We start from the raw sequence: 26,314 nt of genomic DNA, 5'->3' as shown, positions 1-26,314 counted from the left end.
GCGGACCGTGTTAGCCCAGTTCGATCGTCATCTGCTGTGGCATTGGCGCCTCAGCCTCGGCAAGCAGTTCCCACAGCTGGTCGACCGACTCGATCGGACGTGCTCCGGCCTCGATCAACTGGTCGTTCGCAGATCCTTGCCCCTGGCCCCGCCATACCGCGACCCTTCCAATCCTCTGGGTCAGCGCCTCCGTCGCGCCTTCCCACGTTCCTCCCTTGGCCTCGGAGGCGACGACCACGGTGACATCGGCGAGGGAGTAGACCAGCTTGTTGCGCGCCATCGCCGCCGCGGGCGAGAACCCAGTGTTGGGATGCTGCGCTGTGATCAGGCAAGTCGCCCCGGTGTCGAGAGAGGCGCGCACATCGGCACTTCGGATCCTCTGCAGCAAACTGTCGGCCAGAACACCGACGACCGACCCGCCGGCTTCGTAGGCGGCGGTCATCGACTGTTGGTCCACTCCCCTGGCCCCGCCCGAAACGACAGGCAGACCCCGACCGGCGGCGGCGGCCGCGATCTCTCGGGCAACCGCAACTCCTTCTTCGGACACGTCACGGGAGCCGACCACGCCGACGCCGCCGCTGTCGAGCAAGGACCGCTCCCCCACCCCGAACAGCACTGGTGGAGCTCGGTGGTCAAGTCGCCGAAGAGCCGCTGGGTAGTCGTCGTCGGCAATCGTCACCGTCCAGATTCCCTTGGATGTCAAGGACTCCAGCTCGACGACTACAGTGGCGGCATCCCCGACGAGCGCATCGATCCTCTCCCGCTTCTCCGGGTCGAGGCCGGCGCTTCCAAGGGCCTCGGAGTCGAACACGTTGCCGGGCGTCAAGCCGGCGTCACCCAGGGCTCGGGAGAGGGAGTGCCACTGACCGGGGGCGAGGGATGGTCGCCGGGAGTCGCCGAGCCGGGTGGTGAGGACGAGCACCGCCTTGGCGTCGTTCGACAGCTTCACTCGTCACCTCGGGATGTGTCCGCGAGGGCCAGAGGGTACACGGGCCCCGAGCCTGCCCCCCGGAGCAACCCTCCGATCGTCGTCATCGTCCACAGCGAATCCACCATATCGTCGACGAGAAGCACCGGACCGGAGGGACAGGGGCCTACCTCGAACACCTCTGACACATTGCCAAGTTGCTGGGTGGAGTTTTGCATTTCTTTCTGCGGCCGATTGCGCCGGACCTTGCGAACCACCGGTTGGTAGACCATGCCGATGCGTTCGGCAAGCAACCGGGAGAAGTCTCCCACGAGATCGTCGCCTCCCAGGGTCGGCACCGAGGTAACCCACGTGGGCGCAGGGTCGGGGGCCCACCGAGTGACCAGGTCTGCGGCGGCATCGACGAGTTCCACGGAGAACCCGCCGTCCCGGTACTTCCCCCTTTCGACGAGTAGCGCCAACCCGGGGTCCCCCCAGCGGGTGAGCGCGCGACCTTCCTCGAGCGGGTGCTGGATGACGAAGGTGCCATCGACCGGATGGGGCCACCTCTTGCGCGGCTCGATGATCGCCGCCTCGGACCGGATGAAATCGACGGCGGCGCGCACCGTCTCCTCGGCGACCTCACGTGGGAGAACGTCCCCTACGCAATTGGCGCATCGGCCACAGGGCGAACTGGTGTGGTCGTCGAGGCTCAACCGAAGCTGATGCATGATGCAGTCGTCCGACTCGATGATCCGGCGCATCGTGGCCTGCTCGCTGCGTCGCTGCTCCATCACGCCAGCGACGCGCTCGACGGGATACTGGTAGCGCTCCGCTGAGCGGTACCACCTGGCCCCATCCCGGTAGACCGCGCCCTCCACTTCAAGGACCCTGAGAGCGGCCTCGAGCCGTCCGAAAGGAAGGTTGATGGTCTCCAGCTGGCGGGTCGTCATTCCGTCGGCGGAGTCGAGGGCGGAGAGGATCGCCTCGACGTGGGGCTCCGTCGGAAACGCCGTTCGGATGAAGAAGTCCTGGATGTCGCCATCCTCTGCGCCGGTCAGGAGCACCCCAACCGATGACTCCGTGGCGCGACCGGCGCGCCCTACCTGTTGGTAGTAGGCGACCGGGGAACCCGGCGACTGGAAATGGATCACGAAGTGGATGTGCGGGTTGTCGTAGCCCATACCCAGGGCCGAGGTGGCGACGACAACCTTCAAGCCACCGCCGGTCAGCCGACGCTCGATCTCGAGCCGCTCCTCGGGGTCGGTCTTGCCGGTGTACGCCGCGGCATCGACCCCCCGGTCCCGGAGCCAATCGGCGACCCGACGCACATCCTTGACAGTCAGCGCGTACACGATGCCGGACCCTTCGAGGCTGGGCAGGATTTCTGCCAGCCACGCCAGCCGCTCGGCACGCGAGGCCATCGCCATGACCTGGAGTCTCAAGCTCGGCCGATCCAACGGTCCGCGCACCAGAATGAGGTCGTCACCGAGCTGTTCCTCGACGTCGCGAATCACCCGATCGTTGGCCGTGGCGGTGGTCCCCAGGATGGCCACGCCTGGCGGAAGCAGGTCGACGATCCGCGAGAGCCGCCGGTAGTCGGGCCGAAAGTCGTGACCCCAATCCGAAATGCAGTGCACCTCGTCCACTACCAGGAGCCCCAGCGCTCGCAGCAGATCAGGGAGCACGCTCGTTCGAAACTCGGGGTTGTTGAGGCGCTCCGGGGAGATGAAGAGGACGTCGATCTCCCCGCGTGCGATTTCGGCGAATACCTGATCCCAGTCGCCACGATTCGTCCAGTTGACCGTCCTCGCGTTGATCCCGAGGCGTTCGGCCATCTCGATCTGATTGCGCATGAGTGCCAGCAGCGGGGAGACCACGACCGTGGGGCCCATCCCAGCCTCACGGAGGAGTGCAGTGGCGATGAAGTACACCGCCGACTTGCCCCACCCGGTTCGCTGGACGACGAGAACGCGACGGCGGTGGACGACCACCGCCTCGATCGCCTCCCACTGCCCCGGCCGGAACTCCGCATCGTCGACGGTGATCGCTCGCAGCAAGTCCAGTGCGCGTTCATGAGTCGTGTCCAAGTTCAGCCCTCCTGGGGATGGCAACTAATAACAGGCTACGGATGCCGTCGGACAGAAATGGACCGGACCCGATCTGCACCTTGAGGAGATCCAACACCCGCTTCCACCCACCTCATCCCAGGACCTTCCACGGAGTAGAGTCGCGGAGTTTCACCCCGAGGAGGCCCGGTGCCTTTCGACAGGAGACTCGCCACCCTCACCGTCGAGCTGTCGGCGGCGGCATATCTCAACCGCCTGGGAGCGCAGGCCGCCACGGAGTCCCTCGGCCTGACCGGGTTCCAGTGGTTCTCGGCGCAGTCCACCCAGGCGTTCACCGCCTCCGATGCCGATCACCTGTACGTCGCATTCCGTGGCACCGAGGCGAACCCGATCGACTGGAGCCGCAACGCCCAGTTCAAGCCGACAGCCAGCGAGTTCGGCCGCATCCACTCCGGTTTCGGCACCGGCGTCGAGGAGGTGTGGCAGGGGATCCTCGATGCGATAGCCGGGTCCGGGAAGCCGGTGGTGTTCACCGGGCACAGCCTCGGCGGCGCCCTCGCCACCCTGGGCTCCTTCCGCGCCGACCGGGCCGGCCACCCGGTCGCCGCCGTCTACACCTACGGGCAACCCCGGGTGGGTCACCGCGACTTCAGCCGCGCCTTCGCGGAAAGGCTCGAGGACCGAACCTACCGGGCGATCAATCACGTCGATCTGGTCACCCGGGTGCCCCTGCTGCTCCAGGGCTACCGCCACGTCGGGTCACGGGTCTACTTCGACCGCGGCGGCGCCGCCCACCTCGGGACCAACGCCTGGCGCGTCGCCCTCGATGACGTCACCTTCCGGTTGACCCATTGGGGAAGGATCAAGGAGGTCGCCGCCCTCTCCCTTCACGACATCGGGGCGTACCGGGGAAGGATCGGAGGCCTCCCGAACTAGGCGATCGCCGTCCCTCCTGACCCGGGCACCGGCGCAACGCTTTGTGTAGGGTTCTTCAACCGGTGGAGAAATCCGCAAGTCCCCCAAGTGGCACGCTCACTTTCCTTCTGACCGATCTCGAGGGGAGCACCCGCCTCTGGGAGCGGAATCCGCAGGAGATGAAGGGGGCCCTCGCGTGGCACGACGAGACGGTGCGTCACGCAATCGAGAGCCACGGGGGTTACGTCTTCTCCACCGCCGGTGATTCGTTTGCCGCCGCCTTTTCCGACCCGATGAGCGCAGCCGACGCCGCAGTCGAGATCCAACAGTCACTCGAGCGCGTCTGGCCTGGCCTGGGAGTGCTCCGCGTCCGAATGGCACTCGACACAGGGATCGCCGACGAGCGCGGCGGCGACTACTTCGGACCACCGGTCAACCGGGCCTCGCGGCTCATGTCGGCGGCGAAGAGCGGCGAGGTGCTGGCATCCCACACGACCGCCGACCTGCTGCGCCATCACCTCGAGGAGGGCATCAGACTGGTTGACCGCGGCCAGCGGCAGCTCAAGGGCGTGGCCCGATCCGAAACGGTATTCGCGGTCGAGTTCGGGCCCAAGCAGCGACGGCGCTGGCCTGTCCGCCGTCGCACCGGGATATGGATCGCCGCCACGGTGATGATGGTCGCCATCGCCGCCGCGACCGCCGCCATCGTCGTCGCCAATGTCGGCCGCGAGAGTCCGCCCAGCACGACCTCGAAGGAAGAGGGCAAGCTCTTCCCGACCACGACTCCTCCGACTACGACGATGCCAGCCACCACGACGGTGGTGGCCATTCTGCTGGACGCTCCGGCACCGGACCCCGGGCAGCGACTCCCCTCGAACGGTGCGGGCCACCCTGCCGGTGGATCGGGTTGTGTGCCAGGTGTCGACGATTACCTACCGGATGGTGTCTGGTTCGGATACGTGGTCGACGCCGTCGAAGCCCCCAGTCGATTGGTCTTCGACATGGCGTGCTTCTACGAGGGTTCCCCCGCCGTCGCGGAGGCCGCCTTCGACGGGCTCAATGCGGTGGACGGCGTGTACGTGCGAAACACGAGTCGCCTTCTTTTCACCGTGACGATCTCGACCCAGGCGGTTGTCGACTACCTGCATCGCGATGGCCATCACCTCCGAGCAGCGTTTGCCGACTGGCCCCTCGATGATGGATCGATCCAGTGCCCTGGAGAACAGTGCAGCGTCTGGCTACGCGTAACGGACGGATCGGTAAAGGCGATCCAGGAGCAAAGCGGAGCCCTCAATCCCACGCCATGAACCTCTGAGGCAGCGACCCAATCCAGATCTCCGACCGGGTGCTCGCCGCACCCATCGCACTAAGAGGTAAGTCATGAGAAGCCCAGAACGCGTCGCGATACCATGTTGCTGAAAACGGCAACACCGAGACTTGGAGGCGTCGTGGCATATACCGCACGGGTTGCGGGCGCAGTGGTTCTCCTGCTGGTCGCCGCGTGCGGGGGTGACGCCGCACCCTCGACAACGACTCCGACGACGGCTCCGACGACGACCACCCTGCCCGCCACCACGACCACCACGACCACGCCTCCGACCACCACGACCGTTGCGCTGGACTGCCATTCCTATGGCGACGCCATGGGCGGCATCGCCCAGAGCCTGCTCTACCAGACGTTTGACGCCGCGGCCGTATTGGGGAGGCAGGGAGACGAAGCGGCGGATGCGTTGCTCACGGTCTCGGCCGCGATCGGGAGCCTGGCCGACCAGATAGAGGCGCTCGGGACACCGCTTCCCGGATTCGACGAGGCGGTGGGCATGATGCTCCAGGCCATGGAGATGGATGAGGAGGGATACGCCGCGGCCTCCGACGCCGCCCGGGCGGGAGACGACGCCGCCCTCGCCGCGGCTGTCGCCACGGTCGACGAGGGCTTCCTGCTCATCATGGCCGCCAACGTGGCGCTGTCCACCGCGCAGGAGTGCTCAGAAGGGTAAGGGGCCGTCGCGACTGGCCGCGGTGCCGCCAGGCTCCGGACGTCGAGTCTCCGAGGCTCCCCTGGCGGCGCGTTCCCCACGCACCAGCGGCAGGTCTTCCCATGGCGTCTCCCCGCCCCGAGCGACCAGCTCGGCGAAGCGCTCTGCTCCCATGGCGTCGGATGACCGTGTGCGAGATTCCTCCTGGAACTCCTCCTCGAAACGCTGGAAGTGGAGGGAGGACGCCTCGGCGACCCGGTCCCTGAAGCCCCAAAGCAGAGCGGCGGTCTCGTGGTCCCCGCGATGCTCGGACACCATCGCCCAGAACGCCGAGGCGGTCAATCGCGAGAAGGCATCCGCGTAGTCGTGTTTGTACGGCGTGTCGAAGGCGGCGATGGCTCCATCGAGGTCGCCCTGCTGGATGAGGATCATGCTCTCGTGCCACTCGGTGGTGCCCGGCGAGTTGGGCCCGAGGATGGTGGCGGCTCGCTCGACGGTCTCGAGAGCGTCGTCGAGACGCCCCAGGGCCCGCTCGGCTACCACCTGGAACAGGAGCAGCATCACCTTCTCCCAGTCGTCCTTGGGGCGGTCACGCTCCACCTTGTCGATCACGGCCTCATACTCCTCGGCGAGGGCCAGAAAGGTTGTCTCGACCACGGCCTGGTGGATCGCCAGGCCCTCGGCGACCGCCTCCTCGACCAATCCGAGGACCTCCTCCTCGGACTCCCGGCTGTTCAAGAACCAGGCGGTGATGAAGCGGTTCTGCAGCGGTCCGGTCCAACGGGGGCTCCCCGCGCGACGCAGCGTCTGATGGGCGGACCGGAACAGCTCGTCGGCGCGACGGGCATCAATGCCGATGCTCAACGCGCCGAGCGCATTGGCCAGTGATCCCTTGGACAGGTCGTCCTCGGCCGATTCGTAGAGCCGCTCCGCCAGCGGCCGGTACCTCTCGATCGTGTCGGCGTCGGCGCTGTTCCCGGCGTCGGTGAGGGCGAACGCCACCGCCTCGTGGAATGGCGTCGAGGGGTTGTCGCCGGTCATGTCGATCGCGGTGGTCAACCATCGGACCGACTCCCGGTACATCACCCGGTTCCAGAAGTACGGTCTGAGGCCGACCGCCAACCCGAGTAGCGTCTCGCCGTGGCCCGCCTCTGCCGCCCAGATCATGGCGGACCGGAAATTGCCCAGGTCGGCTTGCCCGTCCTCCATCGCCGCCGCCTCGTCGCCGCGTTCGAGCCGGTCGCGGAGCGTCCCCGCCGTCGTCTTGAAGTACTCGGCGTGGCGAAGCCTCACGCGGTCGGAGTCGCCGGCTTCCAGGAGCTTGTCCAGCGAGTATTGGCGCACCGTCTCCAGCAACCGGTACCGGGGCCGGAGATCGGACTCGAAGGTGACCATCGACGCCTCCACCAGCCGCTGGAGCAGGTCGAGGACCTCCAACCGCGGGACCGCCTCGTCCGAGCACACGTCCTCGGCTGCGGCGAAGGTGAACCCGTCGGAAAACACCGACAGGCGGCGCAGCAGCGTCTGCTCCTTCTCGCCGAGCAGGCCGTAGCTCCAGTCCATCATCGCCCGCAGGGTGCGCTGCCGCTCGACGGCGGTGCGGCTCCCCCCGGTGAGCAGGCGGAAGCGGTCGGCGAGATGCTCGGCGATCTGCTCGAGCGTCAGTATCGGGAGGCGGGCCGTGGCAAGCTCGATGGCGAGCGGGATCCCGTCGAGGCGGACGCACAGCCTGGCGACGAGCTCCCGGTTGTCGTCGGTCACGGTGAAGTCGGGGCGGACCAACCGGGCCCGCTCGGCGAAGAGCACGACCGCCGCGGCGTCGTCGTCGACGCGCAGCGACGGCACCTTCCACAGCACTTCGCCGGTGACGGCGAGCCCCTCGCGGCTGGTGGCCAGGACGTGCACGTCCGGGCACGACCGGAGCAGGCGGTCGACGAAGCCGGCCACGTCGTCGATGAGGTGCTCACAGTTGTCGATCACGAGCAAGGCACTGCGCTTGGCCAAGTAGCGCAGGGTCCGGGTCTCGGCGGTCAGGGTGCTGTCCTGCGGGACCCCGAGCTCCTCGGCGACGGTGTCGGGGAGGAGCCCCGGCTCGGCCAGGGGCGCCAGCTCGACGAACCAGGCGCCGTGGTCGAAGTCGGACAGTATCTCGGCGGCCACCTGGAGCGACAGGCGAGTCTTGCCGACGCCGCCGATGCCGGTCAGGGTGACCAGCCGGGAGGTCCGGACCAGGTCGGCGAGCTCCTTGATCTCCGCCTCCCGGCCAATGAAGGAGCTCAGCTGGACCGGAAAATTGTGCGGGGCCTGCTCGAGGGTCCGCAACTGCCGCTCGTCGCCGGCGCCCGGCCCGACCAGGCGGTACAGGCCGATCGGCTCGCCGAGATCCTTGAGGCGATGCTCTCCGGCGTGGACGAAGGCGGTCCCGTTGGGGGCGACGCCTCTCACCAGCTGGTGGGACGACTCCGCCACCAGGATCTGGCCGCCATTGGCCGCGTCGGTGACCCGGGCCGCCCGGGTGACCGTAGGCCCGAAGTAGTCACCGCCGCGGGGCTCGGCCTCTCCGGTGTGCACCCCGAGGCGAACGCTCAGCGACGGCCCGGGCCAGGCCTCCTCGGCGACGGCCGCAGCGACCCGGGCGGCAGACTCGAGCGCCGCCGACACCGAGGCGAAAGCGGCCCCGAAGCCGTCCCCGGTGTGCTTGAAGATGGCGCCGCCGGCCTCCTCGACCATCGCCGAGACGAGGTCGTCGTGGCGGGCGAGCGACTGGCGCATCGCCTCGGGCTCGGACTCCCACAGCCGCGTGCTCCCCTCGATGTCGGAGAAGACGAAGGTGACGACGCCGCCGGGCAGGGGCACAAAGACAAGATAGTGATGGGCATCCGGGGGTGCCGTGAGGGTTGGTCGCCTCTACCGGCCAGCCGGACACGTGTAGTTCTGCGGGCTGGCGGCTGACTCGGCTTCATCCGAGAAGACCCCGACAATCACGCACGGCCAAGGAGGAAGAAGGTCTCCATCTCGCCCTTGCCCTTGACCTCGATCGTCCCCCGAAGTTCGAAGCGGTAGGAGTCGCCGAGTGCCTGGCGGGTGGCGGTGCTCGCCTGGATCCGGTCGGCGACGCCGTGTGACTCCATCCGACTCGCGGTGTTGACGGCGTCGCCGAAGAGGTCGTAGCGAAACTTCCTCCGGCCGATGACGCCGGCGACGACCGGCCCGGTGTGGAGCCCGAAGCGCATCCGCACCGGCCGCCCGCCGTTCTCGCTGAACGATTCGAGCGAGCCGAGCATCGCCAGCGCCAGGTCTGCTGCCACCTGGGCATGGTCGGGCCGGGGAAGCGGCGCGCCGGCCACCGCCATGTAGCCATCGCCGATCGACCCGATCTTCTCCAGCCCGTGGCGATCCACCAGCTCGTCGAAGTGGGTGAAGACCCGATCGAGCAGGTTGACGAAATCGTCGGGATCGAGCGCCTCCGCCAGCGGCGTCGACTCGACGACGTCGGCGAACAGAATGGTGACCCGGTCGAGACGATCGGCGATCGGCGACACCCCCGCCTTCAGTTGCTCGGCGATCGGCGCGGGGAGGATGTTGAGTAGCAGGCGCTCGGTGCGGGCGTTGGCCTCGATCATCTTGGCCTCGGCCCGCTCGCGGCCGACATCGGTGTTGCGAAGGGCCCACAGAGCCCATCCGTAGACGATGCCCGAGACGATCCATACCGCGATGTCCCCGACGAGATCGGTAGCCGCGATCTCACGAATCCCCACGGCGCCGCCCACCATCTGGGCCGCCACCAGGGTGACGATCGACACCGCCCCCGCCAGCAGGGTCGGATACGCCCACACGACGATCAGCAGCCACGACAGCCCCATCCCCCCGTAGAAGTAGTTGCCCGCATCCGCCAGGCCGGGAGCGATGATGATGAACACGGTGGCGGCCCCATCGATCAGCACCCACCACCAGGCGTCGAGTCGCCGCAGCCGGGAGAGGACGAAGGCGCCGATGGTGATTGCGACCGCGGCCGCCTCGGCGGCGATCACCCACGGCTTGGAGGCTCCCGAGTCGGTGAGCAGCGTGGCAAGGACCAATGCCGACATCCACACCAGAGCGAGCAGCCGGAACCAGACGACGATCCGACGCAGCGTGTCATGGATCGGCGTCCCCTTCAGTTCGGCCGGCTGCGGACGGGTCTCGTCCGGCTGGTCTTCGAACTCCTGGGTGTCAGGTCGCACCGTAAAGCCTCCCGACGCTGTTGACAGCCACGGTACCGACTCGGCGCGTAGTTGGTCGGCCATCATCCGCGCCTCGAGTTGCTTGTCCCAAGATCAGCGTCACGACCCGCCTCGCCACCCGCACCGTCGCCTGGTCGGCAGCGGCCTGGAAATCGCGATAGGTCAGGGCATCACACCGAGAGCGGGAATGCCTCCTGGCCGGGGATCTCGGCGAGGATCCTGATCTGTCCGCCGAGGGCCTCGACATAGGCCCGGAGGGTGGACAGTCGCATGTCGGCCTCGTTCTCGACTCGCGAGATCCGCGACTGATCGGACCCCATACGCCCGGCGAGCTCCTCCTGGGTGAACTCGAGGATGCGCCGCAGCTCGGCGAGGTTGAACTCATGCAGCTCGCCGAGCGCCTTGCGCTTCTCGGCGTCGACCCGCTCCCGATAGCCGGTAGCGGCACGACGGTCACTGGTCAGCTCGTCCCACGTCTTCATCGGCTCAATCCCTCCAGGTAATCGGCGTAAAGCTGTTCGGCCTGCGAGATGGCTGCGGGGTACCACTCCTTCCACTGGCCCGTCTTATCCCCGCCGAGCAAGAGCACGGCGGTCCGCCAGGGGTCGAATACGAGGAGGATCCGCAGTTCGCCATCTGATTTGACCCTCAGCTCCTTCAGGTTGTGAATTCTCGAACCCTCGATCCGGTCGACAATCGGCCGACCGAGGTTCGGTCCGTGCTCCTGCAGCCCCCCGGTTCACCCGCCCCGGGTGAACCCGCCGAGATGGCGCGGCTTGACCGTCACCGGAGAGTTCAGCTGGCGGTCCATGACCCGGGCGCTCTCCGGGGGAGTCCCCAGGTACTGCACCCCGGTGCTCTCCGCCCACTCGCCGAACTGGGCGAATGACTCCTCCCAATTTTCCCGCAGCACCGTCATGTGGAACTCCATGGAGTCGGCGTCGGGATGCACCTGAATGCTGGTGAACTCGGTGCCATCCTCATCGAGGAAGCCGTGGAAGGCGATAATCTGAGGCTCCTTGGCTTCGACGATCTCGACCACCCGCCGGTAATAGGCCTCGAGGTCGGCCACCCTCCCCTCGGCGATCCTCCAGGTGCTGATGAAAACCAACGGCTCGGCCATGGTCCCTCCCTCCCGGTGCATCGGGGACAACCTTAGAGGCCGTTGATCTCGAGGAACCGGTCGAGCAGGGCATTGACCTGGCGGGGCACCTCGAGGTGGTGGTAGTGGCCCGAGCCCATGGTCTGCGCGGTCACCAGCTGCGGGCACAGATCCCGGAAGCGGCCGACGTCGGCGAACCACGGCCCCGAGCTCACATACAGGATCGGCATCCGACATTCTGTCGCCGCCCCCTCGCTGTCGAACGCGACCGTGCTCTCGAGGCAGGAGGCGACCACCTCCTGAGGGGTGTTGGCGAGGTCGGCGAAGACCTGTCGCCGCACCGCCTCGTCGATGCCGGCGAACTGGCCCAGGAACCCGTTGATAGCTTCGTCGTACATGGGTGATCGGGCCGCGGCGGCGAGTTGCTCGACACCGGCACGGAAGTCCGGCGGGATCATGATCGGGGAATCGAGGATCGCCAGTCCGACCACCCTGGCAGCATCATCGGCGGCCAACTGGAGGGCGGCGGCACCGCCGAGGCTGTGTCCGATGAGGACGACGGACTCCAGTTCGAGGTGGTCGCATAGGTCGGCCGCATCCCGTGCCAGCGCGGGGACGTCGTAACCGTGCTCGGTCACCTCGCTCTGGCCGTGGCCGCGGAGGTCGAGGGCGATCCGCCGACGCCCGCCGAAGTGTTCCATCTGCGGGGAAAAGGTGGCCCGGCTGCTCATCGCACCGTGGAGGAACAGGACCGGGGTGCCGGGCCCACCGGGACGATCCTCAAATGCCAACCGCGCCCCATCCCTGACGGCTAGGTCCATGTCGCTTCACCTCTACCGACGCCAGGTTTCTCAAAGGCCTGCCCCTCGAGGACCGACGCCGACACCCGGAGGGTATCGTCCCCCGCACCGAGGTGACTCAGATGAGGAACGGCATCGATCGGAAGTACCCGGACGAGCGGCGGGTCGTCACTGTGCTGTTCGTCGACCTGAGCGGGTTCACCGCGATGGTCGAACGGCGTGATCCGGAGGAGGTCACCGAGGTGATCAACCGCTATTTCGACACCGTGGCGAGCGCGGTCGAGAAATTTGGGGGATACGTCGACAAGTTTCTGGGCGACGCCGTCATGGTGCTCTTCGGCGCCCCCCGCGCCACCGAGGACGACCCCGAGCGCGCAGTGCGCGCCGCCCTCGAGATCGTCGACCGGGTAAGGGCGCTGGACGGCGACCTGGCCGGGGACACGCTCGAGCGCATCCGGGTCCATGTCGGGGTGGAGACGGGACTCGTCGTGGCCGGTTACCTGGGATCGGCCACCCGAATGGACTACACGGTGATCGGCGACTCTGTGAACGTCGCGGCGCGCATTCAGGGGGCCGCCGGACCGGATCAGATCCTGGTGGGCCCGAACGTCTACCAACGTACCAAGGGCAGATTCGAGTATGTGCCCCGGGGAGTCCATCCGCTCAAGGGCAAGCGCCACGAACTCCCTCTGTTCGAGCCGGTTCGCTTCCTCGGTGGTCGCCGTGCCTATACCGCCGGGCCCCTGGTCGGCCGCGACGCCGATCTGGAGGCGATGAGGGATGCCCTCCGCTCGGCCGGGACCGGCGAGACACGAGTGATGATCGTCGAGGGTCCGCCCGGTATCGGCAAGACCCGACTCGCCACGGACTTCCTGGACGGACTCGACCAAGGCATAAGGGTGGCGACCACTTCGTGCGAGCCGGTGACCGCGGGGCCGTTGGATCCCATCGTCGACCTGCTGGCTGACCTGTGGCACCTCGATCGCTTGTCGCCCGATCTCGGCAACGCGCTCGACGGAATCGCCTCGCAGCAGGGCCTCAACAGACCCGCCCTGCGCGACCTGTTCGAACTCGATCCCGGCGACGCGAGGTATCGCGCGCTTCCCCCTCCGTCGAAGAAGGCCCGCTGGAGCACCGTCATGGCCCGGGCCCTGGGCGAGACCGATGCGAAGACAGTGGCGGTCGTCGACGACGCCCAGTGGGCCGACGCCACCTCGGCCGAGCTGATCGGCGCCCTCCTGGAGGAGCGCTCGGGAACGCTGATCCTCCTGCTGGCGCGGCCCGGATTCGCACCGCCCTGGATCGGTCACTCGCGCGTGCAGCGGCTGACTCTGCAGCCGCTGACGGAGGAGGCAACCCGCGCCCTGGTGCGCTCCCTCGCCTCCGGCGCGGTGACAGGCGATGAGGAAGCGGCGATCGTCCAACGGGCCAGCGGGAATGCCTTCTTCGTTGAGGAGCTCGTGCGAGCCCAGCAGGTGGCTCCGGGAGGCGTTGCCGGCCCGGCAGCAGCCCACGTCGTGCCTGCCTCGGTGCAGGAGTTCATCGCGGCTCGGATCGATCGCCTCCCCGATACCGCCCGAATGATGTTGCAGACCGCCAGCGTCATTGGCCCCCGGTTCACCGCGCCGATCCTGGAGACGGTCGCCGGTTCCGCCAGCCTGGACCGCGAGCTGGAGGAGTTGGTCGCCTCCGAGTTCATCTCCCCTGGCGACGATCCCGACGAGTACGTGTTCAGGCATGCCCTCACGCGGGAGGTCGCCTACGGGACGCTCCTCCTCAAGACCCGGCGAGAGATCCACGGCCGGGTGGCCCGGGAGATCGAGGCCGCCGGAGGCCAGCTGCCCGGCCTGGCCCATCACCTCGCTGCCGCCGGGGAAATCCTCGAGGCGCTGGGGCACTGGCACACCGTCGCGCAGCGGAGCATCCAGCGTTCCGCCAACAACTACGCCCTCGGCACCCTCGATCTGGCGATCGACAGCCTCGACGGGGTCGCCGACGCCGAGAAGCGGCTGGAGTGGGAACTCAGGCTTCGCACCGCCCGCGGCGCGGCCCTGATGGCCCTGGAGGGCCCCGGGTCGGACCGGGTGGAAGCCACCTACACGGCGGCCCGGGAACTCGCCCGGAAGACCCCCGACGTGCGCGAGCACTTCCCCGTGGTGTTCGGGCTCTTCCGTTTCTTCTTGCTGCGGGCCCGGCTGGCCGAGGGTCTGGAACTCGCCGACGACCTGATGCGGATGGCCCAGCGCTTCGGCGACGTCGACATGATGCTGGAGGCTCACCTCGCCGCCGGCACCACCCGGTTCTGGAGAGGAGATCTACACGAAGCCCGGTTGCACCTCGACGAGCTACTACAGACCGCGCGGTGGGTCGATGACGCCGAGCACATCAACCGATACGGCCAGGACCCGGTCTCGGTCGGGCTCGCCTACCTCGGCTGGCTGCGGTGGCTCCTCGGCGACACGGCTGGTGCACTCGAGGCCGCCTCCGCCGCCACCCACCGGACATCCACTCTGGACCATCCCTTCTCCAACACCTATTCGCACCTGGGGCTCGCCATGCTCGCCCAGCTGATGGACGACGTCGCCACCGCGGGGCGCCACGTCGCCGAGGCCAAGGACCTTGCGGCCACCTTCGAGTTCAAGTACTTCTCGGCGATGGCGGCGCTGATCGGCGCTTGGGTCGACGCCAAGGAGGGCAACCCGGCCGCGGCCGCCGATCGCTTCGCGGAACTGCTGCCTCCCTTCTACGCCACCGGCGCCCGGGCCAACGAAACGTACTACGGCCTCCTCTATGCCGATGTGTGCCTCGACGCCGGCCGATTCCAGGAGGGGATCGCCGCGGCCGATCGGTCCCTCGCCGCGGCGGATGAGATCGGCGAAGTCGTGTGGGTTCCGGCCCTGCTGCGCACCAGGGCAAGCCTTCATGCGAGTGTCGACCAGCGGGAGGCCGCTGAGGCCGACCGCCACCGGATGAAGGACGTGGCCGAGGCTCTGGGCGCTCAGGTTTTCCTCGACGAAGCGAGCGACCCGAAGCCATAGCGAGTCGACCTTCCCCATCCGGGTGACACGAGCCGTCACCCCGATCGGTGAGGCGAGGTGCCGGGTGTCGGCGGAGATCACCCTCGGAGCCGGTCGCCGTCGCGGTGATCGACTTCTTGCTCACGGACAACCCGCGACGTGTCGGTTCGCCTCAGCGCGGCGATCTCGAGGGCATCTGGAGCGACCGGCGCGCCCCGCCCGCCGTGGAGACGCAGAAGCCGCCGGCCGGCACCCCTTCCCGGGAACTCCACGCCCGGGTACCGTTCGCGCCCCATGACCGCAGACAACGAGCCCCGGGACGACATCGATGATCTCGAGCGCCGCGTCGTCGGCCTCGCCTGGGATGAGCTCCGGCATGGCCCGATGCATTTCGACGAGTTGCTCGACCTCGTTGGCGACTTCGACGACCTGGACGACCTCGCCGCCCTCACCGAATCCGACCCGGAAACGATCCTCGACGACCTGCTCAACTCCACCGAGGGGATCTGGACGACTCGTCACCGGTATGTCGCCCGGATCGATGTGGCCCTCGACGGGAGCGTCTTCACCCACCGCCTCACCGAGGCGGAACTCCATGGCGGCGAGGTGGCCGCGGTGCCCGATCTGATGGTCGTCGACTGGGCGATCGAGAACGACCCTGCCCTCGAGGGCGGGGGGCTGCTTGAGAAGCGTTTCGGCAGCGAGGAGCGGGGCGGGGACGGGTACGCCCTCGCAGGGCCCGATGGATGGCTCGAGGGGTTTGCCGCCGGGGACCTGATCGGTTTTCGCCGCGTCGGCGACCACATCCGGGTGGAGCGGGTGGAAGGGTCGACCGACGGCGACGAGTCCGATGCCCTCGAGCAGGCCTTCGCCGACGTCGTGGACCGCGACGGGGTGGGGGTGGACATCCCGATCCTTCTCATGGAGGCCATGATGTCGGACGAGGAGCTATCGCTGTTTCGCAACCCGGTGCACCCGATCACCGAGCTCCTCCCTCTCGCCGGCCTGGAGCGTCGCGGGGAACTGGTGGGACCTGCCGGCACCAACTTCGAGGACCAGTTCGTCGTCCACCAGAGGGAGCAATTCGAGTCGCTCTTTCGGAGGATGGACTTCGAGCCATGCTGCCGGCAGGCCTTCGCCCGAGTCCGGGAAGCATGGTCGGACTTCGAGATCGACGGTGATCGGACCGACCGGGCCCCGCTGCTCAAAGCCCTCTCCCACGGGACCGTGGCCCCGGCGCTCGCGGTGTACGCCATGGAGGACGACTTCTACGACACGGCCGGTCTCGACGAGTTCGCCGCCTACCTGGCCGAAGCGGGAGGGTCTGGGGCCGCCGCCGCCGAATTCCTCCGTGGGGTCCATGCCGAGTTCATCGACGACGCCCTCGCCGCCGAGGCACACCACGAGGCGGCGGTCGGCCACGATCCCGGGTACGGCCCAGGGGCCCTGGAGCTGGCCCGCTACCGCCTCGACCGCGGTCGCAACATCGAGGCGCTCCGGCTGCTGCGTCGCAGCGGGGTTCCCGCGGACTCCCCCGACCTGGCGTATCTCGCCCGGCTGATCGAGCGTCGCGGCACCCGACGCAACGATCCCTGCCCGTGCGGGTCGGGGAACAAGTTCAAGGCATGCTGCCTGCTCGAACCCAAGTTGACCACGTCCGAGCGGATCGGCCTCCTCACCCGCCGGGTCATCGATTTCGCCACCGCCGGGAACCGCCGGAAACGGCTCTTCGGACTGGCGTTGTCGGCGGCCGCCGAGGCCGAGGACGACGAGGAGTTGTTCGAGGGCCTCGGCAAGATGATGGACGACCCGTTCATCCTCGATCTCTTCATCTTCGAGGGGGGCGGCCTGGAGGAGTACCTGGAGGTGAGGGGGCCGCTACTCACCGACGAGGACCGCGCCACCCTGGGCGACTGGTCGCGGTCGCGACGGGCCCTCTACGAGGTGGTCGAAGCCCCGCCCGGTGAGGGCATGACCCTACGCGACACTCGGACCGGTGACCGAGAGGACATTGCCGAGGCCCTGGGATCCCAGGGACGCTCCCCCGGTGACCTGCTCCTGGGACGGGTGGTGACGGTTGGCGACACCCGGCAACTGATCGGCAATGTGCTGGAGATCGATCTCAGGCAGCGAGCCTCCCTGCTGCGCCTGCTCGACCGGGTTCCCGACGCCGACGCCCTCGCCGCCTGGTACGGGTCGTGGTCCCACCCGCCCTCCTTCGCCAATCGAGAGGGTGAGCCCCTCGTGTTCTGTGAGGCCGAGTTGATGCCCGTTCCCGACGACGACAGCTGGCCGACCCTCGCCGCGTACCTCGACGATGCCTACCGGGTGGAAGGGCCTGATCGGTGGGTCGAGACGGTCGAGGTCGACGGCGAGGAGCTGCTCCGGGCCACCCTGGTCCGCCACAGCGACAACCTGGTGGTCCGCACCAATTCGGAGGAGCGGATGACCCGGTTGCTGGAGAGCCTCCCCGGGGTCGAGGTGCTCGCCGAGTCACGGGAGCCGGCGAGGTCTTTCGCCCACCTGAGCCACCTGTCGGACGGGCTCCCCGAGACGCCGGCCGAGGAGGTCTCCGAGGAGGAGCGACGCCATCTGGAGGAGTGGATCCGGGAGAAGGAGCGGGCCTGGGTCGACGAGTCCATCCCCGCCCTGGGGGGCCTCACACCGCGTCAGGCCGTCGACGACCCCACCCGCCGCGAGGATCTGCTCCGCCTGCTGCGATCGCTGGAGCGTTGGCCGGACATGCCGACGAACGCCGTGACCTTCGACCCGGCCCGGCTTCGGGCACTCCTGGGGATCGAGTAGGCCCGATCCGCCGGGCAAGGGCTCCTACCCGAACGAGGCCAGCATCACCCCGAACACCGCGGTCATCCCGGTCATGAACGAGGCGGCCACCACCGAATAGTTGCGGAACTGGGCGTGCATGAGGGAATAGAGCCCTTCGAAGCGGTCCTCGAGACGATCAAACCGCTCGTCGAGACCATCGAAGCGGACGGTGAGAAGGGCGACCTCCGAGCGCACCAGACCTATCTGTTCCTGAAGATCAGAGCGCACCAGACCTATCTGTTCCTGAAGATCCGAGCGCACCAGACCTATCTGTTCCTGAAGATCACCCTTGGTGGCGAGTTCGTGCCTCGGAGGAAGATGGGTCATGAGCGTTTCGGCGTGATCGGGGCCGAGGACCTCCTCAAGCCGAGCATACAGCGATCGGAGTTGTGGATCGGTTACAGACACGAGAACCACCTGATTCGACGGGTGATCAAGGTGTCACCTGGGTGTGACACGAAGGGACCTCAAGTTGGACTCACAAGCGCCATCGCGATGCCGTGATGTCACTAGCGCATCCGCCGTGCTTCGATCGCGCCTCTCCACCCAGACCGCTCAGGCGAACCTCGCCGACCCTAGAGGAAGTCCACGAGCACCTTGCCATCCTCGCCCATCGACCACAGGATCGCCCACGATTCACCGCCGGCGTCGAACGTGACGCACCAGAGCGGCGGGTCACGAAACCGGTGCGCTCTCAGCCAAGCTTGGCCAGGGTCTCTCTCGAGAGCGTCGAGGATCCCATCGACCCGGCCCAGCACGCGGCGCATTCGGGCGTCGCCCCGGAGGCTCTCGTACTGCGGGAGGGCGATCCCCGGGCTCAACCACACCTCGGCCATAGATCACCCTCACCCTCATCGTGCCCCATTACCCCGATACCCTCTTGCCGCATTGGCCCCAAAGAAGTAGGGTGACACCGATGTCACCCGACCCACTGTTGGTAGAACTCGACCAGCGGCTCCGCGCCAGCCTGGGGAAGATTGCGAGTCACCGGCGCTACCTGGCAACCGTCGCACCCGATGGCACCATCACCCTGAAGCCGGCAGTGGTGATGACCGAAGCCGAGGCGGCCCTTCTCAGGAACGAAGACCTCATGGAGTCGATCAAGAAGCAACGCGAGGATCCCGGAGCCTATGTGAAGCGGCCCGGGTAGCAGCCTCTCCATCTTCTCTTCACGTGTCAATACCCTTCTGAGCCGGGCGGACTAACCATTCGGGCTCCAAACCGTGCCGATCGGGCAGGGGCATCACACCGAAAGCGAAAACGCCTCCTGGCCGGGGATCTCGGCGAGGATCCTGATCTGTCCGCCGAGGGCCTCGACATAGGCCCGGAGGGTGGACAGTCGCATGTCGGCCTCGTTCTCGACCCGCGAGATCCGCGACTGGTCGGTGCCCATGCGCCCGGCGAGCTCCTCCTAGGTGAAGTCGAGAATGCGCCGCAGCCCGGCGAGGTTGAACTCATGCAGCTCCCCGAGCGCCTTGCGCTTCTCGGCGTCGACCCGCTCCCGATAGCCAGGAGCGGCACGACGGTCACTGGTCAGCTCATCCCACTTCTTCATGGCATCGAGCCAATGACTAGGCCGCAACGCTAAGGCTCTTGCGGTCCCAGCTCGGCGCGTTGGTGGCATCCGTCCGATGGGACTGGATCGGCTCCCCCAGCGAGTCGATCACCGTGCCACCGGCTGCGGTGATCGCCCGGAGGACGATGTCGAAGGCGGCACGCAGCGTCCGTCGGATGTTCTTCGCCTCGACATCCACCGACACCTCGACCTGGCCAGACGCCAGGGAGCCTCCGATAGAGGGATCAAGGACCCCTATCTCAAGTAGTCGCTCCATGACGTCATCAAGATGGGATTCCAACTCGTCGTCGCGTCCGGAGACATGGAACAGCGTGCTGACGGAAATCCGCATCAGAAGTCACCCTCCCAACATGACTGTCGCTCTAACCACTTGCGAAGGTTCTTGGCGTAGTTAGCGCCGGACGGCGTCAAGTGTACCGTCTTGAAGTGCTTCTCCGGGCACGGGCAGTACAGCTTGAAGTAGTCAGAAGGGCGTGCTGCGCGCCATGGCGGCGAGGCCCTCTCGTTGACCATCTGTTTCAGAAATGATATTGTTTCAGATCTCACGAAACAAGACGATAACTGAAACACCACCATGATCAATCGAACTACCGCGGATCGACCCGAGAGCGAACTCCTCGCTGAAGTGGTGCAATCGCTCAAAGAGCGCCTGCCTGCCACATGGTCTTACCGCGAAACCCCGAATAGCCGCCTGCCCCCTCAACTACGGCCCGACATGATGCTCACGCTCGAAGCACCCGACGGCACATCAGTCACTCTCGTCATCGAGGCCAAGACCACGAGCACGACACGCGACCTGGCCAATGCAGCCCAGCAACTATCCCGGTATGTATCGTCAATCGACCAGGGCACGGGCACCTCCGCGATCGGGCTGTTGGCTTCTCCGTACATCTCTCCTACTGCACGCGCCAAGCTCCGGGAACGCGGCATCGGATACGCTGATCTGACCGGAAACCTCTGGCTAACCAGCGCCAGGCCCGCTGTCTTCATCGAGACCCAGGGTGCGGACCGAAACCCCAACCCAGGGAACTCGACCCTAAAGAGCCTCCGGGGTCGGGCAACCGGAGCCGCGCTGCGCGCACTCGTGGACTTCAAGGCGCCCACCGGGCTCCGTGAGCTAGCGGAACGAGCGGACGTAGCACCCGCGACCCTGTCCCGGGTTGCGGGGCTGCTGGAGAATGAGGAGCTCCTCGAACGTGACCGGGATGGCTCGATTGCGTTCGTCGACTGGATCGGCACCCTCAGACGATGGACGCAGGACTACTCGCTGCTCGGATCGAACCGGGCGGCGGAGTACATCGCACCTCGTGGGCTTGATGCAGTCATCCGCGACCTTCAGACGTCCAGTGCGCAGGAGTACGCCCTGTCTGGCACCTATGCGTTGCCGCAAGGCCTCAGAGTCGCTCCCCCGCGACTTGCCCTCGTGTACAGCTCAAATCTCCCCAGCCTCGCTGGAGTCCTCGATATCCGACCCGCCGACCGTGGGGCAAACGTGATCCTGCTCGAGCCATTCGATCAGGTCATCTTCGCGAGGACGCGCCGCGAAGGAGGGTTGGTGCAGGTTGCGTTGACTCAACTGTTCGTTGACCTCGCACCCGGACGTGGACCCGCAGAGGCTGAGGAACTGCTCGCTTGGATGACGGAGAACGAGGATGCCTGGCGTGGCTGATAGCGAGTACGCCGCCGAGGACAAGGCGGTGCTGTTGGCATTGGCGCGACGGTTGGCTCCGCGCGAGTCCTAGCCCCGACCCCGGCTAACTCAGCTCGATCGTGAGTTGCTCATGCTCTGGCAGCCGTTCCTCCGCGACGTATTCGAACAGGTCGGCAACCTTGTCGACCGAGCGGGCACCGAGTTTCTCGAGTTCCGCGTTCCCCGGCCCCTGGCCTGGGCCGCGCCAGACCGCCACGCGCCCGAAGCCTCTTCGCAGCGCTTCCGTCGCCCCCTCCCAGGTCCCACCCTTCAGGCCCGATGCCACCACGAACGTCGCTGATGCCATCGCGTAGACCAGTTTGTTGCGGGCCATCGCCGCCGCCGGAGTGAAGCCAGTCTTGGGATGCTGCTGGGTGACCAAGCATGTGGTGCCTGCGTCGAGCGAGGACCGCACATCGGCGGTCTTGATCTGCCGTTCCAGGCTGTCGGCGAGGACGCCTATTACTGACCCGCCCGCCTGATACGCCGCTGCCATCGCCTGCTGATCGACGCCGCGTGCCGCCCCCGACAGAACTGTCAGGCTTTCTTCGGCCGCGGCGGTAGCAACCTCCCGGGCCACGTCCACCCCGTCGGGCCCCACGTCACGCGACCCGACAATCCCCACCCCCCGCCGACCGAGGAGGTGGTGGTCACCGACCCCGAAAATAACCGGTGGTGCCAGGGAGTCCAGGGTTCTGAGCCGCTCTGGGTAATCCTCATCCGCCGCGGTGATCGCCCAGATGCCACGGGCACTCACCGACTCGAGGTCCACCATCACGTGGGCGGCGTCGGCGACGAGGGTATCGATCCGCGCCCTCCGCTCCGGGTCGAGTCCCATGCGTTCGAGAGCGTCGGGCGAGAACACATCGCATGGCCTGAGGCCAGAGTCGCCGAGAGCCTGCGAGAAGGAGTGCCACTGGCCAGGGGGAAGAGCGGGGCGCTGCGGGTCGCCGAGGCGAGTGGTCAGCACGAGCACGGCCTTGGCGTCGTCTGACAGCTTCATCCGCTTCCCCGTGATGTGTCCGCGAGCGCGAGAGGGTACACGTGACTTACCCCGCTCCTCCCGAGAAGATCGCCGACAACGGTCAGGGTCCACCGTGAATCCACCATGTCGTCCACCAGGAGAACCGGCCCAGCACAGGGCGACACCACTTCGAACACCCCCAGTAGGTTCTTGACCTGCCGGGTCGAGTTCTCCATGGTCTTCTGCGGCCGATTCACCCTCAACTTTCTCACGGCCGGGAGGTATGGCAGACGGAGGCGATCGGCCAAACGAACCGCGAAGTCGCCGACCAGATCACCTGAAGCAAGACCGGGCACCGAGGTCACCCATTCTGGGGCCGGGCGCGGCGACCACCGGCGAATGGATTCCACCGCCGCGATCACGAGGTCGTCAGAGAAGGAACCGTCGCGGTACTTGCCCCGCTCCACCAGGGCGGCCAACCCAGGGTCCCCCCACCGCGTCAACGCCCGCCCCTCGGCAAAGGGACGCCCGATCGTGGTGGTTCCGTTGATCGGGAACGGCCACCGCTTACGAGGTTCGATGGTGGTGGACTCCCCCCGAATGAAGTCGACCGCCGCCTGCGCGAGGCCACCGGGAACTGCGACAGGGAGAACTTCGCCGACGCAGTTGCTGCACCGCCCGCATGGCGCGCTCGAGTCATCGTCGAGGCTGAGACGCAGTTGATGCAGGATGCATCCATCCCCTTCGATGATCTCGCGCATGATCGCCTGTTCGGCACGACGTTGGGCTGTCACGGCCGCAACGCGCTCCCTGGGGTACTGGTACCGCTCGGCCGATCGGTACCACCGCGAACCTTCGCGGTACACCGCCCCCTCCACCTCGAGCACCTTGAGAGCACCGGCGAGGCGGGCCGCCGGGATGTTGACTTGCTCGAGCTGCCGCACCGTAAGGCCATCTGCACCATCGAGAGCCCCCAGGATCTCCGCGACATGCTCCTCCGTGGGGAACGCAGTGCGGATGAAGTAGTCCTGGATGTCGGCGTCTTCTGATCCCGTCATGAGGATGCCGATGGCCGAGTCGACCGCCCTCCCGGCGCGGCCGACCTGCTGGTAGTACGCCACCGGTGAGCCCGGCGACTGGTAGTGGATGACGAACTGGATGAAGGGGTTGTCGTAACCCATCCCAAGTGCCGAGGTGGCCACGACCACCTTCAGCGAGCCATCGCTGAGCCGTCGCTCGATGTCGATCCGCTCCTCGTCAGGGGTCTCGCTCGAATAGGCAACCGCGTCGACCCCCTGGGACCGAAGCCAGCGGGCGACCCGCTGGGCACCTTTGATCGTCAGCGTGTAGACGATTCCCGAGCCTGCAAGGCCTGGAATGGTGCCGGCGAGCCAGGCGAGCCGGTCGGCCGGTGACTCAAGCCCGACAATTTGCAGCCGCAGGCTGGTTCGGTCGAGCGGCCCTCGCACCACCATCAGGTTCTCGCCCAGCTGCTCCCGAACATCCGACACCACCCGATCGTTCGCCGTCGCGGTGGTGCCGAGCACCGCCACCCCCGGGGGCAACAGGGCCACGACATTGGCCAACCGGCGGTAGTCGGGCCGGAAGTCGTGGCCCCAGTCCGAGATGCAGTGGACCTCATCGACCACAAGGAGACCAAGGGACTTCAGGAGATCGGGCAACACTTCCGAGCGGAACTCCGGGTTGTTCAGCCTCTCCGGGGAGATGAAGAGGACGTCGACGCGGCCTTCGGCGATCTCGACAAAGATCGCGTCCCAGTCGTCTCGATTCGTCGAGTTGACCGTCTTAGCCGAAAGACCGAGCCGCGCGGCCATTTCGATCTGATTCCGCATCAGTGCGAGAAGCGGCGACACCACGACGGTTGGTCCCATGCCCGCCTCACGCAGCAGACGAGTCGCAACGAAGTACACCGCCGACTTGCCCCACCCCGTGCGCTGGACGACCAAGACCCGGCGCCGCCCGACAACCACCGCTTCGATCGATTCCCACTGCCCGCCACGAAACTCGGCCACATTCGACCCGGTCGCAGACCGGAGCAGCTCAAGGGCTCGGTCGTAGGTCATCCTGGAGGCGTTCGCGTTCGAGTCATCCCTTCGAAGATACGTCCTCGATGCGACACGTTCCGGAATCCCAGAATCCAGGGAGGTGCGCTCCGCCGCCCCTCCGAGGACTCAAAGCGTCTCCACGGTGAGCGGGTCTCGGAGCAGCACTCGTTGATTCGCGCCCATCTCGGCCACCAGGTTCCCCAGATCGACCAGATGAATCGGGATCGAGAGCCGTTTGGTCACCTGCATGGAAAGCCTGCGTAGTGCCACCAACGACTCGCCGGCCGGGACCGTGTCAGCCAACCTCGTCCAGTACGAACCGTCGGCGGCAACGGCGATCGACGCGGGCCACTCGACTCGGACACCCCGGCGCTCAAAGACTTCTGAGGCGATCTTGTCGCTGTTCGCCTCGAGGATGGCGCTGTAGCGGAGCGCCTGAAGCAGTGCCTTAAGGGGAGTGTCAGAGTTCGGGTGCACTTTGAGTTCAATGATCCAGAGACGGGGTTCCTGGACCTCCACCCCGAGAAGGTCGATCTCCCCGACTCCGGCGTCGGCGCGGACGTCTCTCAGCGGCACCTCGTAATCGATGATCTGTACATGGCGATCCCCGACCTGGAGTGGTCGGTCCGCATTGAAGATCGCCTTGGCCAGCACCTTCTCGCTCTTGAAATTGGACGCTCCACCCGCTCCGTCGTGTGTCGCCACCAGATACGGCGCCCTCCTCCGGGGAGCCAGCGACACCGTGTCCCTGTATGCCGCCGCCAGCTCATCTACGTCGACTCCAGCGACTGCTGAGGCCAATCCGTCACGGCGATTCACCTCGGGACGACTGCACAGATCAAGGAGCGGAAGGCTCATCGCCCGTCGAGCCCGTAGCGCGCCGCGAGGTAGTCGAAGTAGCCCGGAATCGGTTCGGCGTATTGTCGCAGCGCCGAGATGAGCCGCTGATAGGTGATCGCCTCGAATGACAGCTCCTCCCCCACCGCTCGCCCGAAGTCCGCGATCTCAGTCTCGAGCGCGTCGGCGATCGGCCCCTCTACCCGATACCACACAAGCCGAAGCGCGAAGCCGTCCGGCTGGTTCTTGGACAAGCCAAGCGCATGCTTCACCAACTGACCGGCCGCCAACCATCGGAACCTCACCAATCCCTCGGCGATGCTTCGCGCCAACGCCTCAGCCCGAGGTAGCCCCCTCCACAGACCGTCGCGATCAAAGTACGAAGGGCGGAAGGTGTTCCTCGCCTCGGCGTACAGCTCGAGAAACTTGCACTCGATCCCGAGTGCCTTTCCGGTCCCAGAGGCAAGTACGTCGAGATGCGGCGCGACACCTCCCAATCCGGTCGGCTGCCGGGCCTCGAACTGCAGGGGCGCCTGGCTCACGTTCCACCCAAGAGCATCGAGTACCGGGCCGGGCGAGCCACGCCAAGGGGAAAAGACGTTGATGGCCAGACAGCTCGAGCTGCGCAGGCTGGTGAGGCGATCGAGTTCTCCCCCGGCACCGGCTGCAAACTCGGCGCGTGTCGTCGGATCAAGCTCGACCTGAAGCGCATCCTCTGGATGCAAGAACCGCGTGCCGCTCGGATCGAGCGCTCGGCCGGCCGCCCAATCGCGCTGACGCGTGATCACGGTGTCGATGACTCGTTGCCCCTCGCCTGAAACCATTGCGGGGACGATACGCCGCGAGCGCGACGGGTTTCACCGACGCGAAGCGTCGAGCACTTCGATCGAGCGTGAGTGTCGAGGTTCGACCGTCCAGCGGAAGAGCTATCGCTGTAACGCACGGACAGCCGCGTTTACCCGGTCCGCAGCTTGATCAGGGTCTTCGTGTTCCCAAATCCGCATCACCCTCCATCCCAATTCGGCGAGCTGCTCGCCCACCCGCCGGTCGCGCTCGACGTTGCGGTCCAACTTCTCCTTCCACCATCGAGTGTTCGCCTTGGGGTCGGTCCCGTGCTCGGGACAGCGATGCCAGAAGCATCCGTCCACGAATACAGCTACCCGGGCCGATATGAAGACGACGTCGGGCCTGGTTCGAGCGACACCTTCGATCGGTCGGTGGAGCCGAAACCGCAGTCCCAGGCGGTGGAGCGCACTCCGTAGGGCGACCTCCTTCGGGGTATCGCGCCGACGAGTCGCCTGCATCCGCTTGAGGGCAGCAGGCGAGCTGGCGGAAGGTCCGCTCAC

The 26,314-nt window shown here is 66.9% G+C and carries 25 protein-coding genes; 7 read left to right on the top strand and 18 right to left on the bottom strand.

What is annotated here, in order from left to right:
* Window positions 1-10: 10 nt before the first annotated feature.
* The gene (locus tag WD184_05455; protein ID MEX0826179.1) at window positions 11-949 is read right to left on the bottom strand and encodes a DNA-processing protein DprA; all 939 of its coding nucleotides are present in this window, start codon (window positions 947-949) and stop codon (window positions 11-13) included.
* Entirely contained in the window at window positions 946-2,997 is a 2,052-nt protein-coding gene (locus WD184_05450) for a RecQ family ATP-dependent DNA helicase (protein ID MEX0826178.1), read from the bottom strand. Before WD184_05450 ends, WD184_05455 begins: the two co-directional genes overlap by 4 nt.
* A 168-nt stretch (window positions 2,998-3,165) precedes the next feature.
* Between WD184_05450 and WD184_05445 the strand changes: the two genes are divergently transcribed.
* The 3 genes from WD184_05445 (at window position 3,166) to WD184_05435 (ending at window position 5,888) form a co-directional block, all read left to right on the top strand.
* Entirely contained in the window at window positions 3,166-3,912 is a 747-nt protein-coding gene (locus WD184_05445; GenBank protein ID MEX0826177.1) for a lipase family protein, read from the top strand.
* Window positions 3,913-3,974: 62 nt separating this feature from the next.
* Complete coding sequence (locus WD184_05440) at window positions 3,975-5,198, top strand: adenylate/guanylate cyclase domain-containing protein (GenBank protein MEX0826176.1); 1,224 nt, start codon at window positions 3,975-3,977, stop codon at window positions 5,196-5,198.
* A gap of 141 nt (window positions 5,199-5,339) precedes the next feature.
* Window positions 5,340-5,888: a hypothetical protein gene (locus WD184_05435; GenBank protein MEX0826175.1), complete on the top strand. Its 549-nt coding sequence runs from the start codon at window positions 5,340-5,342 to the stop codon at window positions 5,886-5,888.
* Here the strand turns inward: WD184_05435 and WD184_05430 are convergent.
* From WD184_05430 to WD184_05405, 6 genes are all read right to left on the bottom strand, one after another.
* Window positions 5,877-8,723, bottom strand: coding sequence for an adenylate/guanylate cyclase domain-containing protein (locus WD184_05430; protein MEX0826174.1), 2,847 nt, complete (start codon window positions 8,721-8,723; stop codon window positions 5,877-5,879). The genes WD184_05435 and WD184_05430 overlap by 12 nt on opposite strands.
* A gap of 125 nt (window positions 8,724-8,848) precedes the next feature.
* Window positions 8,849-10,090, bottom strand: a complete 1,242-nt coding sequence (locus WD184_05425; protein ID MEX0826173.1) for an adenylate/guanylate cyclase domain-containing protein — start codon at window positions 10,088-10,090, stop codon at window positions 8,849-8,851.
* A gap of 170 nt (window positions 10,091-10,260) precedes the next feature.
* A complete protein-coding gene (locus WD184_05420) occupies window positions 10,261-10,572 on the bottom strand; it encodes a helix-turn-helix transcriptional regulator (GenBank protein MEX0826172.1) in 312 nt (103 codons plus the stop codon).
* Window positions 10,569-10,820, bottom strand: coding sequence for a type II toxin-antitoxin system RelE/ParE family toxin (locus WD184_05415; GenBank protein MEX0826171.1), 252 nt, complete (start codon window positions 10,818-10,820; stop codon window positions 10,569-10,571). Before WD184_05415 ends, WD184_05420 begins: the two co-directional genes overlap by 4 nt.
* 9 nt (window positions 10,821-10,829) lie before the next feature.
* Window positions 10,830-11,213, bottom strand: coding sequence for a hypothetical protein (locus WD184_05410; GenBank protein MEX0826170.1), 384 nt, complete (start codon window positions 11,211-11,213; stop codon window positions 10,830-10,832).
* A 32-nt stretch (window positions 11,214-11,245) separates the two neighbouring features.
* Window positions 11,246-12,013: an alpha/beta hydrolase gene (locus tag WD184_05405; protein MEX0826169.1), complete on the bottom strand. Its 768-nt coding sequence runs from the start codon at window positions 12,011-12,013 to the stop codon at window positions 11,246-11,248.
* A 101-nt stretch (window positions 12,014-12,114) separates the two neighbouring features.
* On the opposite strand from WD184_05405, the gene WD184_05400 reads away from it, so the two are divergent.
* Both WD184_05400 and WD184_05395 read left to right on the top strand, forming a co-directional pair.
* Complete coding sequence (locus WD184_05400; GenBank protein MEX0826168.1) at window positions 12,115-15,030, top strand: adenylate/guanylate cyclase domain-containing protein; 2,916 nt, start codon at window positions 12,115-12,117, stop codon at window positions 15,028-15,030.
* Between the two features lie 273 nt (window positions 15,031-15,303).
* Complete coding sequence (locus WD184_05395; protein ID MEX0826167.1) at window positions 15,304-17,814, top strand: SEC-C domain-containing protein; 2,511 nt, start codon at window positions 15,304-15,306, stop codon at window positions 17,812-17,814.
* A gap of 24 nt (window positions 17,815-17,838) precedes the next feature.
* Here the strand turns inward: WD184_05395 and WD184_05390 are convergent, their stop codons facing one another.
* The gene (locus WD184_05390) at window positions 17,839-18,243 is read right to left on the bottom strand and encodes a hypothetical protein (protein MEX0826166.1); all 405 of its coding nucleotides are present in this window, start codon (window positions 18,241-18,243) and stop codon (window positions 17,839-17,841) included.
* 167 nt (window positions 18,244-18,410) lie between these two features.
* Window positions 18,411-18,671: a hypothetical protein gene (locus WD184_05385; GenBank protein ID MEX0826165.1), complete on the bottom strand. Its 261-nt coding sequence runs from the start codon at window positions 18,669-18,671 to the stop codon at window positions 18,411-18,413.
* An 80-nt stretch (window positions 18,672-18,751) separates the two neighbouring features.
* Between WD184_05385 and WD184_05380 the strand changes: the two genes are divergently transcribed.
* Entirely contained in the window at window positions 18,752-18,985 is a 234-nt protein-coding gene (locus WD184_05380; protein ID MEX0826164.1) for a hypothetical protein, read from the top strand.
* 93 nt (window positions 18,986-19,078) lie between these two features.
* Here the strand turns inward: WD184_05380 and WD184_05375 are convergent, their stop codons facing one another.
* From WD184_05375 to WD184_05365, 3 genes are read right to left on the bottom strand one after another with little or no spacing between them, the layout of a single operon-like run.
* The gene (locus tag WD184_05375; protein MEX0826163.1) at window positions 19,079-19,228 is read right to left on the bottom strand and encodes a hypothetical protein; all 150 of its coding nucleotides are present in this window, start codon (window positions 19,226-19,228) and stop codon (window positions 19,079-19,081) included.
* Window positions 19,229-19,246: 18 nt separating this feature from the next.
* Window positions 19,247-19,390: a hypothetical protein gene (locus tag WD184_05370; GenBank protein ID MEX0826162.1), complete on the bottom strand. Its 144-nt coding sequence runs from the start codon at window positions 19,388-19,390 to the stop codon at window positions 19,247-19,249.
* 16 nt (window positions 19,391-19,406) lie between these two features.
* Window positions 19,407-19,742 (bottom strand): hypothetical protein, encoded by a 336-nt coding sequence (locus WD184_05365; GenBank protein ID MEX0826161.1) that lies wholly within the window; start codon window positions 19,740-19,742, stop codon window positions 19,407-19,409.
* 384 nt (window positions 19,743-20,126) lie between these two features.
* Between WD184_05365 and WD184_05360 the strand changes: the two genes are divergently transcribed.
* Window positions 20,127-21,080 (top strand): hypothetical protein, encoded by a 954-nt coding sequence (locus WD184_05360; protein MEX0826160.1) that lies wholly within the window; start codon window positions 20,127-20,129, stop codon window positions 21,078-21,080.
* Window positions 21,081-21,165: 85 nt separating this feature from the next.
* On the opposite strand, the gene WD184_05355 is transcribed toward WD184_05360, so the two are convergent.
* From WD184_05355 to WD184_05335, 5 genes are all read right to left on the bottom strand, one after another.
* Window positions 21,166-22,104 carry a DNA-processing protein DprA gene (locus tag WD184_05355; GenBank protein ID MEX0826159.1) on the bottom strand — a complete coding sequence of 313 codons (939 nt, stop codon included), beginning with the start codon at window positions 22,102-22,104 and terminating at the stop codon, window positions 21,166-21,168.
* A complete protein-coding gene (locus WD184_05350) occupies window positions 22,101-24,149 on the bottom strand; it encodes a RecQ family ATP-dependent DNA helicase (protein MEX0826158.1) in 2,049 nt (682 codons plus the stop codon). The genes WD184_05355 and WD184_05350 overlap by 4 nt, the downstream gene beginning before the upstream one ends.
* 108 nt (window positions 24,150-24,257) lie before the next feature.
* Window positions 24,258-24,989 (bottom strand): hypothetical protein, encoded by a 732-nt coding sequence (locus WD184_05345; GenBank protein ID MEX0826157.1) that lies wholly within the window; start codon window positions 24,987-24,989, stop codon window positions 24,258-24,260.
* Entirely contained in the window at window positions 24,986-25,792 is an 807-nt protein-coding gene (locus WD184_05340; GenBank protein MEX0826156.1) for a hypothetical protein, read from the bottom strand. Before WD184_05340 ends, WD184_05345 begins: the two co-directional genes overlap by 4 nt.
* A gap of 102 nt (window positions 25,793-25,894) precedes the next feature.
* The gene (locus WD184_05335; protein MEX0826155.1) at window positions 25,895-26,272 is read right to left on the bottom strand and encodes a very short patch repair endonuclease; all 378 of its coding nucleotides are present in this window, start codon (window positions 26,270-26,272) and stop codon (window positions 25,895-25,897) included.
* Window positions 26,273-26,314: the final 42 nt, after the last annotated feature.

The organism is Acidimicrobiia bacterium (assembly GCA_040878325.1).
GTDB lineage: Bacteria > Actinomycetota > Acidimicrobiia > Spongiisociales > UBA11373 > JAUYIV01.
Note: the sequence above shows the minus strand (reverse complement) of the source record. Positions and strands in the feature narration are given on the sequence as shown.

Excerpts from the sequence above, each read along its gene's own strand:
- WD184_05420 (MEX0826172.1), bottom strand. The coding sequence starts at position 10,572 with ATGAAGACGTGGGACGAGCTGACCAGTGACCGTCGTGCCGCTACCGGC.
- WD184_05410 (MEX0826170.1), bottom strand. The coding sequence starts at position 11,213 with ATGGCCGAGCCGTTGGTTTTCATCAGCACCTGGAGGATCGCCGAGGGG.
- WD184_05405 (MEX0826169.1), bottom strand. The coding sequence starts at position 12,013 with ATGGACCTAGCCGTCAGGGATGGGGCGCGGTTGGCATTTGAGGATCGT.
- WD184_05400 (MEX0826168.1), top strand. The coding sequence starts at position 12,115 with ATGAGGAACGGCATCGATCGGAAGTACCCGGACGAGCGGCGGGTCGTC.
- WD184_05395 (MEX0826167.1), top strand. The coding sequence starts at position 15,304 with ATGACCGCAGACAACGAGCCCCGGGACGACATCGATGATCTCGAGCGC.
- WD184_05385 (MEX0826165.1), bottom strand. The coding sequence starts at position 18,671 with ATGGCCGAGGTGTGGTTGAGCCCGGGGATCGCCCTCCCGCAGTACGAG.
- WD184_05380 (MEX0826164.1), top strand. The coding sequence starts at position 18,752 with ATGTCACCCGACCCACTGTTGGTAGAACTCGACCAGCGGCTCCGCGCC.
- WD184_05375 (MEX0826163.1), bottom strand. The coding sequence starts at position 19,228 with ATGGGCACCGACCAGTCGCGGATCTCGCGGGTCGAGAACGAGGCCGAC.
- WD184_05370 (MEX0826162.1), bottom strand. The coding sequence starts at position 19,390 with ATGAAGAAGTGGGATGAGCTGACCAGTGACCGTCGTGCCGCTCCTGGC.
- WD184_05365 (MEX0826161.1), bottom strand. The coding sequence starts at position 19,742 with ATGCGGATTTCCGTCAGCACGCTGTTCCATGTCTCCGGACGCGACGAC.
- WD184_05360 (MEX0826160.1), top strand. The coding sequence starts at position 20,127 with ATGATGCTCACGCTCGAAGCACCCGACGGCACATCAGTCACTCTCGTC.
- WD184_05355 (MEX0826159.1), bottom strand. The coding sequence starts at position 22,104 with ATGAAGCTGTCAGACGACGCCAAGGCCGTGCTCGTGCTGACCACTCGC.
- WD184_05350 (MEX0826158.1), bottom strand. The coding sequence starts at position 24,149 with ATGACCTACGACCGAGCCCTTGAGCTGCTCCGGTCTGCGACCGGGTCG.
- WD184_05345 (MEX0826157.1), bottom strand. The coding sequence starts at position 24,989 with ATGAGCCTTCCGCTCCTTGATCTGTGCAGTCGTCCCGAGGTGAATCGC.
- WD184_05340 (MEX0826156.1), bottom strand. The coding sequence starts at position 25,792 with ATGGTTTCAGGCGAGGGGCAACGAGTCATCGACACCGTGATCACGCGT.
- WD184_05335 (MEX0826155.1), bottom strand. The coding sequence starts at position 26,272 with ATGCAGGCGACTCGTCGGCGCGATACCCCGAAGGAGGTCGCCCTACGG.